The 14,363-nt window shown below is 30.1% G+C and carries 11 protein-coding genes; 8 read left to right on the top strand and 3 right to left on the bottom strand.

Annotation, left to right across the window (positions count from 1 at the left end; all coding sequences use genetic code 11):
• Position 1: 1 nt before the first annotated feature.
• Both H518_RS0116465 and H518_RS0116460 read left to right on the top strand, forming a co-directional pair.
• Positions 2 to 1,996 carry a urocanate hydratase gene (locus H518_RS0116465; RefSeq protein ID WP_028890088.1) on the top strand — a complete coding sequence of 665 codons (1,995 nt, stop codon included), beginning with the start codon at positions 2 to 4 and terminating at the stop codon, positions 1,994 to 1,996.
• Between the two features lie 11 nt (positions 1,997 to 2,007).
• A complete protein-coding gene (locus H518_RS0116460; protein WP_028890087.1) occupies positions 2,008 to 2,553 on the top strand; it encodes a DUF4136 domain-containing protein in 546 nt (181 codons plus the stop codon).
• Positions 2,554 to 2,611: 58 nt separating this feature from the next.
• On the opposite strand, the gene H518_RS0116455 is transcribed toward H518_RS0116460, so the two are convergent.
• Positions 2,612 to 3,661 carry a hypothetical protein gene (locus H518_RS0116455; protein ID WP_028890086.1) on the bottom strand — a complete coding sequence of 350 codons (1,050 nt, stop codon included), beginning with the start codon at positions 3,659 to 3,661 and terminating at the stop codon, positions 2,612 to 2,614.
• 166 nt (positions 3,662 to 3,827) lie between these two features.
• Between H518_RS0116455 and H518_RS0116450 the strand changes: the two genes are divergently transcribed.
• The 5 genes from H518_RS0116450 to H518_RS0116430 all read left to right on the top strand — a co-directional run bounded on the left by H518_RS0116450 (position 3,828) and on the right by H518_RS0116430 (position 9,747).
• Entirely contained in the window at positions 3,828 to 4,715 is an 888-nt protein-coding gene (locus H518_RS0116450) for an ABC transporter ATP-binding protein (RefSeq protein ID WP_028890085.1), read from the top strand.
• A 41-nt stretch (positions 4,716 to 4,756) separates the two neighbouring features.
• Complete coding sequence (locus tag H518_RS0116445) at positions 4,757 to 8,410, top strand: ABC transporter permease/M1 family aminopeptidase (protein ID WP_028890084.1); 3,654 nt, start codon at positions 4,757 to 4,759, stop codon at positions 8,408 to 8,410.
• Positions 8,411 to 8,487: 77 nt separating this feature from the next.
• On the top strand, positions 8,488 to 8,652 hold the full coding sequence (locus tag H518_RS21250) for a DUF5522 domain-containing protein (protein ID WP_162143119.1): 165 nt from the start codon (positions 8,488 to 8,490) through the stop codon (positions 8,650 to 8,652).
• Positions 8,653 to 8,703: 51 nt separating this feature from the next.
• The gene (locus H518_RS0116435) at positions 8,704 to 9,414 is read left to right on the top strand and encodes a DUF4197 domain-containing protein (RefSeq protein ID WP_028890083.1); all 711 of its coding nucleotides are present in this window, start codon (positions 8,704 to 8,706) and stop codon (positions 9,412 to 9,414) included.
• A gap of 135 nt (positions 9,415 to 9,549) precedes the next feature.
• Positions 9,550 to 9,747: a hypothetical protein gene (locus tag H518_RS0116430; protein ID WP_028890082.1), complete on the top strand. Its 198-nt coding sequence runs from the start codon at positions 9,550 to 9,552 to the stop codon at positions 9,745 to 9,747.
• On the opposite strand, the gene H518_RS0116425 is transcribed toward H518_RS0116430, so the two are convergent.
• Both H518_RS0116425 and H518_RS21580 read right to left on the bottom strand, forming a co-directional pair.
• Positions 9,730 to 10,497 (bottom strand): ABC transporter substrate-binding protein, encoded by a 768-nt coding sequence (locus H518_RS0116425; protein ID WP_028890081.1) that lies wholly within the window; start codon positions 10,495 to 10,497, stop codon positions 9,730 to 9,732. The two genes, H518_RS0116430 and H518_RS0116425, sit on opposite strands and share 18 nt — an antisense overlap.
• Before the next feature lie 20 nt (positions 10,498 to 10,517).
• On the bottom strand, positions 10,518 to 10,784 hold the full coding sequence (locus H518_RS21580) for a LytR/AlgR family response regulator transcription factor (RefSeq protein WP_407635137.1): 267 nt from the start codon (positions 10,782 to 10,784) through the stop codon (positions 10,518 to 10,520).
• A gap of 463 nt (positions 10,785 to 11,247) precedes the next feature.
• Here H518_RS21580 and H518_RS0116420 point away from each other — a divergent pair, with 463 nt between their 5' ends.
• Complete coding sequence (locus H518_RS0116420; RefSeq protein WP_028890080.1) at positions 11,248 to 14,361, top strand: SusC/RagA family TonB-linked outer membrane protein; 3,114 nt, start codon at positions 11,248 to 11,250, stop codon at positions 14,359 to 14,361.
• Positions 14,362 to 14,363: the final 2 nt, after the last annotated feature.

Here is a 14,363-nt window from a genome sequence, read left to right as displayed (position 1 = left end):
GATGTCATTTAAAAAACAGATTAAGCAAGGTATTCCAAACGAATTACCTGAAATGCCAGTTTACGATTCTTCAATAAACAGAGCGCCAAAACGTAAAGAAATTCTAACTGCTGAAGAAAAAAAGTTAGCTTTAAGAAATGCTTTACGATATTTTGATAAAAAACATCACGAAGTTTTATTACCTGAATTTGCTGATGAATTGGAACAATATGGTAGAATTTATATGTACCGTTTTCGCCCTACTTATAAAATGCATGCTAGAGATATTAAAGAATATCCAGGTAAATGTGAGCAGGCAAAATCAATCATGTTAATGATTCAGAATAATTTAGATTATGCAGTTGCGCAACACCCACATGAATTAATTACTTATGGTGGTAATGGAGCTGTTTTTTCTAATTGGGCACAGTATTTATTAACGATGCAGTACTTGTCTAAAATGACAGATAAGCAAACATTAACCATGTATTCTGGTCATCCGATGGGATTATTTCCATCACATAAAGATGCGCCAAGAGTTGTAGTTACAAACGGAATGGTAATTCCTAATTACTCTAAGCCAGATGATTTAGAAAAATTTAATGCTTTAGGGGTTTCTCAATACGGGCAAATGACTGCTGGTAGTTACATGTATATTGGTCCACAAGGAATTGTGCACGGAACAACAATAACCGTTTTAAACGGATTTAGAAAAATAAATAAAGAACCTAAAGGGAACTTATTTGTAACTGCAGGTTTAGGTGGAATGAGTGGAGCACAACCAAAGGCTGGTAACATTGCTGGTTGTATTACGGTTTGTGCTGAGGTAAATCCAAAAATTACGCAAGTACGCTTAGATCAAGGTTGGATTGATGAAAAAATTACTGATTTAGATACATTAGTAGCAAGAGTAGAGAAAGCAAAAGAGAACAAAGAAACAGTATCACTAGCTTACTTAGGTAATATTGTTGACGTTTGGGAAAAGTTTGATGAAGCAAACGTTCATGTAGATTTAGGTTCAGATCAAACATCATTACACAATCCTTGGGCAGGAGGTTATTATCCAGCAGATATTTCATTTGATGATGCCAATGAAATGATGGCAAATGAGCCAGAACTGTTTAAAGAAAAAGTACAAGAAACACTACGTCGTCACGCAAAAGCGATTAATAAACATACAGCTAAGGGAACTTATTTCTTTGATTACGGAAATGCTTTTTTACTAGAAGCAAGTAGAGCGGGAGCAGATGTAATGTCAGATAATCCAACAATTGGAAGAGAGTTTAAATATCCATCTTATGTACAAGATATTATGGGGCCAATGTGTTTCGATTATGGTTTTGGACCATTTCGTTGGGTGTGTACTTCAGGAGATCCAAAAGATTTAGCAAAAACGGATGCAATTGCATGTAAAGTTTTAGAAAAGATAAAAAAGAATTCATCAGAAGAAATTCAGCAACAAATGGCTGATAATATTCAGTGGATTAAAGGAGCGCAAGAAAATAAACTGGTAGTAGGTTCTCAAGCACGTATTTTATATGCAGATGCAGAAGGAAGAATGAAAATAGCAGAGGCTTTTAATAAAGCGATTAAGAAAGGTAAAATAGGAAATGTCGTATTAGGTCGTGACCATCATGATGTTTCTGGTACCGATTCTCCTTACCGTGAAACCTCTAATATTTACGATGGTTCTCGTTATACAGCTGATATGGCAATACAAAATGTAATTGGAGATAGTTTTAGAGGAGCTACTTGGGTTTCTATTCACAATGGTGGTGGAGTAGGCTGGGGAGAAGTTATTAACGGTGGATTTGGCATGCTTCTTGATGGTTCTAAAGACGCATCAAGACGCTTAAAATCAATGCTTTTTTGGGATGTTAATAACGGAATAGCAAGAAGAAGTTGGGCAAGAAATGAAGAAGCTGTTTTTACGATAAAACGAGCAATGAAATCTGAAAAAGACTTGCAAGTAACAGTACCTAATTTAGTGGATGATGCATTGTTAGATAACATGTAAATCCTAAGAAAATGAAAATAAATAAATTACTTTTATTGCCAATTATTGCTTTAGTTATTACATCATGTAGCTCTGTAAGAGTAGCTACAGATTATGATACTAAAGTGAATTTTAACCAATACAAAACGTTTGCGTTTTATAAAAAAGGAATTGATAAAGCGTCAATTTCTGATTTAGATAAAAAACGAATTATGCGTGCTGTTGAATCAGAATTAGTAGCAAAAGGAATGACAAAATCATCTACTCCAGATGTGTTGGTGAGTCTTTTTACAAAGAGTAGAGAACGAGTTAATATTGCCGATAATAATTGGGGATATGGTTATGGTTTGGGTTGGAATCCTTGGATGTGGAACGGAGCTAATCGTTTAAATGTAAACCAATATACAGAAGGTACTTTGTTTTTAGATATTTTAGATGCTAAAAAGAAAGAATTGGTATGGCAAGGTATTGGAACAGGAGCTTTAAAAACAACTAGTGTTATGCAAAAAGAAGCTCGTATTAAGGAGTTTGTAAATGAAATAATGGCAAAATATCCTCCTGGAAGCGATAAGAAATAAGATTTTTTCTGAAATTGTAAAAAAGGGTACTTGAAATATTTCAAGTACCCTTTTTTATTTATTTGTTAATTTCTAAAGAGTACATACTTAGTGCTTGTATATAGTTTTGTGCTTTTTTACATTTTATTGCTGTTGGTTCAAAAATCATTGTATAATAAGAGATGCCGCCAGAATAAGGATCACAACAAGGAATACATCTCCAAAAAGTATTACACGTTTCATTGGCTAAAGCTTGCATTTTTTCAGTATAAGTATTCATTTCTAAGCTTCCACAAATGAAACTATAATAACCATTACAACCATTAGGTAGATCAATATAAGTTTGATACATCATGTTACTTTGTGATATAGAGTATGTTTCTTTACTTTCATTAATCTTAAATTGATTGTAGTGTTTTTTAGTATTAATTTCAAAGGAAGCAATGGTAGAGTTACCTTCTTTAAGAGTCATAATATGACCTTGATTTTCTCTAGCCGTTATTATTGAAATAACATCTGATTTTGAAACGTAATAGTTCTCATATTCTTGCTTATAATTTTTAATAAGCTCATTAAAGTTATCGATACCAACTAATTTAATAGCTTCTTCTTTGTTGATTATTTGTAATTTATTATTGCCTACATCATAACTTTTAGCTAAAATAGGAAAACCACTTTCTTTCCATACATCATAATTATTTAAAGCAGATACAGGAAAACCAAAATGAAGTTTTGGAAGTTGTTTCAAAACAGTAGTGTAATTAATATTATCTTCAGGATAAAGAGCGTTATAAGTTTCTGAAAAAGTATTTTTAAAAGAAGTTTTCCCAATAAAAACATCATCTTTAATAGTAAAAGCATTCATTATAAAATGATCTTCGAAAACATTATTCTTTTTAAGTATAACATGATTTTCAGTAACAAAAGCCTTTATTTTTTTCCAAGCCTCTTTATTTTGAACAATTTTATTAAAAGTAGCTGAAACTTTTCTTATAAGAGGAATATCTTCCGATCGTTGTTTAACAGTTAGTGTTTCTTTTTTTTCGTTATCTAAAACATCAGAATCTGTAGTTTGACATCCAATAATTAACATGCAATAAGCAATTGGTAATAGAAATAATTTTTTCATAATAGTATAATTTATTTGTGGCGAATATTTCACTTTTAAATAAATAGTTGTGCTTATTGTTTCCGTATGTAGAAAAGTTTTTTCCGAAAAGAGTTTTTTTTTGTAACAATTTGATCTTAAAGGCTACTGATATGTAAACTATTAAGAATCAATAAAACCAAAAGATATGAAATTAGTTATTAAAGACTTAACGAAAACCTACAAGAATGGCGTAAAAGCTATTGATGGTTTAAATTTAGAAATAGGAACAGGTATGTTTGGTTTATTAGGACCTAACGGAGCAGGTAAATCATCTTTAATGAGAACGATTGCAACTTTACAGAGTCCTGACTCTGGATCAATAACTTTTGGAGATATTAATGTTTTAGAAGATAAGATGTCTTTACGTAAAGTATTGGGGTATTTACCACAGGCTTTTGGAGTGTATCCAAAGATGTCTGCTGAGGATTTATTGGATTACTTTGCAACTTTAAAAGGAGTTAGTTCAAAATCTGATCGAAAAAAAATAGTAACAAAAGTATTAGAAATTACAAACTTGTATGAAGTTCGTAAAAAGTTTGTAGCTGGTTATTCAGGAGGAATGAAGCAACGATTCGGAATTGCTCAATTACTTTTAAATAATCCTAAATTAATTATTGTAGATGAGCCTACTGCAGGTTTAGATCCAGCAGAACGTCACCGTTTTTTAAATGTACTTCGTGAAGTAGGAACAAACTGTACAGTGATTTTTTCTACTCATATTGTTGAAGATGTAAAGGAGTTATGTAAGGAAATGGCAATTTTAAACGGTGGACGTATTTTAAAGCATACCACACCAATGGAAGCTACAGCAGAAATTGAAGGGAAAATTTGGACAAAAGTTATCAATAGAGATGATTTAGAAAGTGTAGAAGCTACTTTTAATGTGCTCTCATCTAATTACAATCAAGATAATACGTTAAATGTCCGTGTTTTTTCAGATGAAAAACCAACAGAAGATTTTGTAGCAACAGCACCTCAATTAGACGATGTGTATTTTATCGCTTTAAAAGATGATCAGCCAGTAACGGCGTAATTAATCAACAAAATCATTTTTTAACTTAAAAAATAAAATATATGTTTTTTACCATATTTAAACACGAATTAAAGTACTGGTTTAATAAACCAGCAATTTATATATATGCAGCAATTTTCTTTTTGTTAGCATTAGCCTTTTCTGCAAGTTCTGCGGGTATTTTTGACTTTTTAACTGTAACAACAGGATCCTCTAAAATTGTAAATTCACCAATGGCAATTAACGGGATGTTTAATACCTTGGCAATTTTCTTATTCTTTTTATTTCCATCTATAATAGGAACATCGGTATATAGAGATTATAAAAGTAATATGCATTCAATTTTATACTCCTATCCATTTAGCAAAATTAATTATTTATCAGCAAAATTTTTAAGCTCTTTTTTAATTGTGTTACTAATTATTTTAGTTGCTGGTTTAGGTATGTTTATAGGATTTAGATTGCCAGGAACAAATTCTGAGATTGTTGGAGCCTTTAATTTTTCAGCATATTCACATTCTTATTTAGTGTATATTATTCCGAATGTATTGTTATTTGGAGTTATTGTTTTTGGTGTCGTAACTTTTACAAGAAATATAGCAGCAGGTTTTATAACTGTTTTATTATTGATATTTGTTCAGGCAATGGCAGAGAGTTTATTAGCAAATCCAGACAATCGTTTTTGGACTGCTTTATTCGATCCTTTCGGAGGTCAGGCAGCTAATTATTATACACGTTATTGGACCGTTGCAGAGCAAAACGAATTAATGCCGCCGTTTAAAGGCGTAGTAGTTTATAACCGATTGTTATGGTTAGGTTTAGCTAGTTTGATGTTGGCAGGAGTTTATAAATTATTTTCATTCAGTCAGAATGCAATCTCGTTCAGTTTTAAAAAGAATAAAGGAGAACGTGTTATTAAACAAAATTTTGGAGGAATAACTCGTGTTGAATTACCTAAGGTAGTATATGAGTATTCATTTTGGAATGATATAAAAACTACTTGGAAATTATCAAATATCGATTTTAAATACATTGTTACAAGCTTACCTTTTATTAGTATTTTATTAGTTGGGTTAATTTTTATTTTAATAAGTGCTGTAACAGCAGGAGAAATGTTTGGTACAAAAACATATCCTACTACATGGCAAATGTTATTAGTTCCTGGAGGTTCGTTTAGTTTGTTTATTAATTTAATGACCTTTTTATATGCGGGTATGTTAGTTCATAGGGCAAAAATTGCTGGGGCAAATCATATTGTGGATGTAACACCAGTTAAAAATTGGACATTATTAGTATCAAAATTTGTAGCTTTATTAAAAATGCAATTAGTAATGTTGGCTGTAATTGTGGTTGCAGGTATATTATTTCAAATTTATAAAGGTTATTATAATTTCGAAATTGGGCATTATTTATATGAAGTGTACGCTTTAAAATTTATCCACTTTGTTATATGGGCATTATTAGCATTGTTTATTCAATCGTTGTTTGGAAATCCATATTTAGGATTGTTTGTCTTATTAGTATTGTCAATAGGAATTCGATTTTTAAGCTTTGCAGGTATAGAACAAGCGGTATTTAAGTATAATCAAGGTCCAAATTATTCGTATTCAGATATGAATGGATATGGAGCTTCGTTAGGTAGGTATTTTACATATAAAATATATTGGTTATTAGGAGGATTAATAGCCTTGGTTTTGGCAAGTTTATTTTGGGTACGTGGTTTACCACATTCGTTTAAAGAGAGATTAGCAATTTTTAAACAACGATTCAATTTAAAAGTAGTTGGAGTTTTAACGTTATTATTAATAGGTTTCTTTAGCATAGGAGCACGTATTTATTATGAAAATAATACTTTAAACACACGACGTTCTTCTAAGGAAAGTGAACAATTACAGGTTCGCTGGGAAAAAGACTATAAAAAGTATGAAGGTAAGGCGCAACCTCGTATTGTAGCTGTAAATGTTGCTATGAATATTTTTCCTAAAACGAGGAATTTCAAATCTTCAGGGACTTATAAAATGATTAATAAAACCAATGAAGCAATTGATAGTGTTTTCTTAAATCATAATCAATACCCAAGTACGTTTGAATTTAGTAAGCCAAATACATTGGTATTAGAAGATTCTATACAAAATTTTGATATTTATAAATTTAATACTCCGTTACAACCAGGGGATAGTTTAGAATTAAAATTTACGATTCAGAATAAAGAAAACACTTTTTTACGTAGCCACTCTCCAGTATTAGAAAATGGAACGTTTATGAACAGTAGTATTTATCCATCTTTAGGGTATTCTTCTTCAGGAGAATTAAGAGATGATAAAACACGAAAAAAATTCGATTTACCAAAGAATGAATTACGTCCACATCCATCAGATAGCACAGCTTTAGGAGATACCTATATTTCTAAAGATGCAGATTGGATAGATTTTGAAGCAACTGTTTCAACATCTGAAGATCAAATAGCAATAGCTCCAGGGTACTTACAGAAGGAGTGGGTAAAAGATGGTCGTCGTTATTTTCATTATAAAATGGATAGTAAAATTTTAAATTTCTATGCGTTTAATTCTGCAAAATATGAAGTTAAAAAAGATAGATGGAACGATGTGAACTTAGAAATTTATTATCAAAAAGGACATGAATATAACTTAGATAGAATGTTTAAAGGTATTAAAGCATCTTTAGAGTATAATTCTACTAATTTTAGTAAGTATCAACATAAACAAGTCCGTATTATTGAGTTTCCAAGAAGAGATGTGAATTTTGCACAATCATTTCCAAACACAATTCCGTTTTCAGAAACGATTGGTTTTATTGCAGATGTAGATGATACTGATGAAGGAGGAGTGGATTATCCGTTTGCAGTTACTGTACATGAGGTTGCGCACCAGTGGTTTGCGCATCAGGTAATAGGTGCTGATGTTTTAGGAGCGACTATGATGTCTGAAAGTATGTCTGAATATGTTTCTTTAAAAGTATTAGAAAAAGAATACGGTAAAGGAAAAATGCGAAAATTTTTAAAGAAAGCTTTAGATGGTTATTTACAGCAACGTACTTTTGAGCGTAAACGTGAAAAAGCGTTAATGTATAATGATGGTCAAGGATATATTCATTACCAAAAAGGGTCAATGGTTTTATACGCATTGAGCGATTACATTGGAGAAGAAAAACTAAATGGTACTTTAAAAGAATATGTACAGAAAGTGAAGTTTCAAGAAGCGCCATATACTACTTCAATAGAAATGGTTGATTATATAAGGAAAGTAACACCAGATAGTTTACAATATGTAATTAAAGACATGTTTGAAACAATTACTTTATATAAAAATAGAGTAACAAAAGTTGATTCTAAAAAATTAGAGAATGGTAAATATCAAGTAGATATTGAGTTTGAAGTTTCTAAATATCGTAATAATGAAAAAGGAAAACGTTATTATGGAGAACAGGCAGGAGACACATTAACTTACAAAACAGATAAAATGAAAAAACCAGTATTATCAGTGAAGTTAGCTGATTATATTGATATAGGTGTTTTTGGAGAAGAAGAAGTTGATGGTAAGAAAAAAGAAGTAGAATTGTATTTGCAAAAACATAAGGTTACTCAAATAGATAACAAAATTTCTATTATTGTAGACAAGAAACCTATAGAGGTAGGTGTAGATCCTTACAATAAGTTAATAGATACTAAATCTGATGATAATAGAAGGAAATTGTAATGAAAATTAGTTGTTAAAATAAAAGACTGTCAAATTTGGCAGTCTTTTTGTGTTTAAAAAAGAATACTTTTGTAACTATGTACAATAAACGAATAGAGTTAACTGAAGAGGATTACTATTTAAATGAAGATGGTTATAAAGTGTTTACCGAGAGTTATCATTTAAAAAGAGGTTATTGCTGTAAAAGCGGTTGTAGACATTGCCCTTACGGTTACGATAAAAAAACAGATAGTTTTAAATAATGTGACAATTAATAGATAATTGTTTCTAAAAATATATAAACCAAATTAAGAATGAAAAAAATAGTAGCAGTAGCATTTGTAGTTTTATTAACAGGATGTGCAGAATTACAAAAAGTAGTGAATCAATTACCTCAAGGTGGAGGTGTTTTATCGCAACAACAAATAGGAAATGGATTACGCCAAGCTTTAGATAACGGGATTAAACATCAGGTTACTAAATTAACAGCTAAAGATGGTTTTTATAGAAATGAATTAGTTAAAATTATTTTGCCAAAAGAATTACAGGCTGTTGATAAAGGTTTACGTAAAATAGGCTTAAGTAATTTAGCTAATGAAGGGTTAAAAGCAATTAATAGAACCGCAGAGGATGCTGTTAAAACAGCAACACCAATTTTTGTAAATGCAGTTAAAGAAATAAGTTTTAACGATGCTAAAAATATTTTATTAGGTCAGCAAAACGCAGCAACTTCTTATTTACAAGGAAAAACAAATACAGCATTGTACAATCAATTTAATCCAGTAATTAAAAAATCTTTTGCGAAAGTAGGAGCTGATAAAATTTGGTCGAATTTGATTAATAAATATAATAGTATTCCTTTTGTAAAAAGAGTAAATCCAGACTTAACAGATTACGTTACAGGAGAAGCTTTAAAAGGAGTTTTTACAATGATAGCTGTTGAAGAAAAAGGAATTCGTGAAAAAGTAGGTTTACGTAATACAGCTTTGTTAAAGCAAGTATTTGCTTTGCAAGACAAGTTCTAAAATTTTATGAAAACACCAACAGAAGGGTTCGCTAATTTGCGAACTCTTTTTGTTTTAAAAAAGAATGTTTTTTGATTTATGTTTTTGTTAGTCAAATATTTACGTATATTTATAAAGCCCTTAATTATATCTAAAATGTCAAGAATTAATCAATTACAGAATTATAGAACACATCTTGAAGATAGGTATCGTAAATTAGTTGAAAGAGCTAATGATTATAAATATGAAGACGAGTGTAAAAGTGATCGATCTGCATTTAAAGCAATGCAGATATTAGAAAAGTTGAACCGAGTAAAGTATTTATACAAAGAATTATCAAATACTATTGTGTAATTTTTTAAAATAATCAAAAGCTTTTAGTAATCTGCTACCATACCAAGAAAACATTTCTCCATCAACCAAAATTATTTTTGATTGAATGTCGTTTGATGCCATTTCATTAATATGTTTTTCTTTAAAAGGAAAAGGTTCAGATGAGAGTAAAATTAAATTAGGATTTTCTTTTTTAATATCCTGTAATTCAATTTCAGGGTAACGGTTTAAGTTCTTGTAAATATTTTTAAAATTATTTAATTCTATAAGGTGGTTAATAAAAGTGTTATTTGCAGCAACCATCCATGGGTTTTTCCAAATAAAGTAAGCAACTGTTTTTTTTCTTTTGTTTTTAATGAATTTCTGAAATTGTAAAATTTCAGAATCTAATTTTTTAATGATGTTTTGAGCTTGTGTTTTACAATAAAAAATATCACCGTATTCTTTTATAAGTTTTTTAGAGTCATCAAGTGTAAAAATATCTGAAACATGTGTAGGTGCAATTTGTAGGCAAGCTTTAACAATTTCTTTAGTGTTTTCTTCTTTATTACAAAGAATAATATCAGGGTTTAACCCTTTTATTTTATCAAGTTTAATGGTTTTTGTTCCTCCAACAATCGTTTTGTTATTTATTAAATGACTTGGGTGAATACAAAATTTAGTAACACCAATAATAGAGTCTTCAAGTCCTAAATCAACCAGTAATTCTGTTTGACTAGGGACTAATGAAATTATTCTTTTATATGAAGATTTTGCACTTTTTTTATTCATGAATAAGGTGAAGTTTAATACTATTTAACTCCCATGATTTCTTGAAACTCTTTTTTGTAACCTTTACTAACTCTAAAAGTTTTATTATCATTTATTTTTACATCTGTTTCTCCGTAGTTAGATGCAATTATTTCATCTATAAAGTTTGAGTTTATAATTGTAGATCTATGTATTCTAATAAACTGGCTAGAGTTTAGTCTTTTTATAATACTAGATAAAGACTCTCTTAATAAGTATTTTCTGTTATCTGTTGTGAAAATTTCGACATGGTAATTAGAAACAAATATATAATTATGTTTTACTCTAATGAAATAGTTTTACTTTTCTTTTTTGCGATATTAGATTTTCTTTATATGTCTATAGTTTTTATATTGATTTGTATTTCTTTTTGTTTGATATAATAGTTTTAAAAAAGTTTTATTTTTTTGTGTTTTTCTTTCTGAAGGATTATTCGAATTGTTTCGTAAGTGGTTGTATTAACTTGTAGGGTTATATTTTTTTGAAATTAAATAGAAACAAGTTATTATTCAATAGTATTCTGTATTAGAGAAGCTTTTTGAGATATAATAGATTGTGGGGTTTTGTTGTTGTGATTCTTAAAAAATGATATATTTAGTTGTTTTAGTGTTAATTAATTGCTAAAAAGTGTTAATATTGTAGGGGAGGTAAGTGTTATTGATAATGGTTAATTGAATTAATGGTTATTTCTCGGATTAATTAAAAATAAATTTATAATTAAAAACTTATTTTATGAAAGTAAAAATTTCTCTAATATTGATGTTCTTATTTATTTCCACATCATTATTGGCGCAAAAAAAAACTATTTCAGGAACAGTTTCTTCAGATTTAGGAGGTATTCCTGGTGTTAGTATTCTTATAAAAGGAACTACATCTGGTACAGAAACAGATTTTGATGGAAAGTATTCTTTGAAAGTTAGTGTAGGAGATATTCTTCTTTTTAGCAGCTTAGGTTATAAAACTGTTACAAAGACAATAGGTAATTTAGGTATTGTTAATGTTATGATGGTCGAAGACCGTAATCTTTTAAATGAAGTTGTTGTTGTAGCTTATGGTACTTCGAGCAAAGAGGCATTAACAGGAGCTGTTACAACTATTAATACAGGAGATATTGAAAATCGAGCTGTCTCTAATATATCAACAGCTTTAGAAGGAGCTTCTCCAGGGGTTATTGTAACTGCGTCTAGTGGTCAGCCAGGATCTGGACAATCTATTAGAATTAGAGGTTTTGGTTCGTTTGGAGCTTCTAATTCTCCATTGTATGTAGTTGATGGTATCCCTATTAATGGAGACTTAAATGCTATTAATCCAAATGATATTGAAAGTATATCTATATTAAAGGATGCATCTTCAACTGCTCTTTATGGAAATAAAGCGACAAATGGTGTTGTTATTGTTACAACAAAAAAAGGAAAGTCTCAAGTAGGAGAATTAAGATTTAGTGCTTCAACAGGTGTTGTTACAAGAGGTATAGCTGAATATGATAGAATTAATGCAAAAGATTATTATCCAATCATGTGGGAAGCTTTACGTAATTCTAATGCAGTACCAGGTACAGCTTCAGCTGCGGATTTAGCTACAGCTAATACAGGAGCAACAAATGGTATATTTAATTTATTAGGATACAATCCATTTAATGTACCCAATGATCAAATTGTAGGGGTTGATGGTAAATTGAATCCAAATGCAAGGTTGTTATATGCTGATGATTTAGATTGGGAAAAGGCAATTACCAGAGTTGGTATTAGGCGTAATTATGACTTAAGTTATCAAGGAAAAAGTGATAATGCAAATTATTTTGCTTCTATGGGGTATTTAAAAGAAGATGGTTATCTTTTAAATTCTGATTTTGAAAGAGTGTCTACACGTGTTAATTTAAACTATGAAGCAAGACCTTGGTTGAAAGCAGGTTTAAATATTGCTGGTACTTTTTCAAAAGGAAATCAAGCACAAACAGAAGGAAGTAATTCTTTTGTAAACCCATTTAGATTTACAAGAGGGATGGGGCCTATTTACCCAATTCACCAGCATGATCCAGTTACTGGAGATTATATTTTAGATAGTAATGGTGATAAGTTATTTGATTATCAAGGGGTAAGGCCTTCTGGAGCAAGTGCAGGAAGACATATAGTACAAGAAATTTTGTTAAATAAGGAGCTCAGAGAAACAAATAATTTGAACGCCAAAACCTATATTGATTTAACTTTAGCAGAAGGATTATCTTTTAGAACTAATTTATCTTATGAAGAACAAAATTATTATAGAAGTACTTTTAGAAATAAATTAGTTGGTGATGGTGCTCCAGGTGGAGATGCTTCTAAATCATATACAAGAACTACAACTTTAGGGTTTAACCAGTTGTTAAGTTATAAAAAATCTTTTGGAGATCATAATTTAGATTTTTTATTAGGACATGAATCTCAAGATTTAAAAATAGATCGATTATATGGTAATAGAGCAGGGTTAATTATAGATGGAAATACAGAATTAATTAATTTTGTTACAACTACAGATTTAGGTTCTGTTGTAGATAGATTAAAAGAAGAAAGTTATTTTGGTAGAGCTAATTATAATTTTAATAATAAATATTTCTTTAGTTCTTCTTTACGTAGAGATGGTTCATCTAGATTTGGTCCAGATTATAAATGGGGTACTTTCTGGTCTGTTGGTGGATCTTGGAGTGTGAAAAAAGAAAACTTTATGGAAAGTATCTCTTGGGTTGATGATTTAAAAATTAGAGCTTCATACGGTGAGTTAGGTAATAGTAGAGGTATTGGGTATTATCCTTTTCAGGCCTTATTTGAATTAGATTATAATAATGGAGGCGAATCAGGGTTTTTAAGGTCTAGTTTAGGTAACCCAGAGTTACAATGGGAAACTAGTAAAAACTTTGATGTAGCTATAGAATTTGGTCTTTTTGAAAGGTTAAATGCTTCTGTTGAATTTTATAATAAAGAATCAGATAATTTATTATTTGATGTTCCTGTTGCATTGTCTGATGGAATTGGTTCAAAAAAAGAAAATATAGGTACATTATTTAATAGGGGTATCGAGGTTAGTTTAGGTTATGATATATTTAAAAAAGAAGATTTTAAATGGAATATTAATGTAAATGCATCTACTTTACAGAATGAGTTTACATTCTTACCTCAGGAAGAAATTATTAACGGAACTAAAAAACTAAAAGTAGGTAGATCTTTATTTGATTATTGGATTAGAGATTGGTATGGAGTAGATCCAACAGATGGTTCTGGTTTGTTTGTTGCAGAAGACGCTTCAGCAACGGGTGTTAGAACTGTTAATGGGGTAGCTGTTACCCCCGATTCTAATAATGCTAAATATCACTATGCAGGTACTGTTATTCCTGATTTAACAGGTTCTATCTCAAATTCTTTAAGTTATAAAAATTTTGATTTGAATTTTATGTTTACCTATCAGATAGGTGGAGAAAATTTAGACTTTAATTATGCGGGTATTATGAGCGCTGGTGATTATGGTGGCTCTAAAAGTGTTGATATATTAAATAGATGGCAAAAGCCAGGAGATGTTACAGATGTTCCAAGATTAGATTCTAGTTTTAGTTCTCAATGGGGAGCTACTTCTGATAGATGGTTAACTGATGCTTCTTTTTTAAACTTAAGGCAAGTTAGTTTTTCGTATAATTTATCATCGAATTTAGCAAATAAATTGAATATGTCAAGTGTTAAATTCTTTGCAAACGCAGAAAACTTATTTTCTTTAAATGCACGTAAGGGGTTTAATTCGCAGCAAGAGTTTAGTGGGAATACATCAAATGTATATACGCCATCTAGAGTGATTACAATGGGGGTTAATTTAAAATTTTAACA

Source organism: Tenacibaculum ovolyticum DSM 18103, from assembly GCF_000430545.1.
GTDB lineage: Bacteria > Bacteroidota > Bacteroidia > Flavobacteriales > Flavobacteriaceae > Polaribacter > Polaribacter ovolyticus.
Note: the sequence above shows the minus strand (reverse complement) of the source record. Positions and strands in the feature narration are given on the sequence as shown.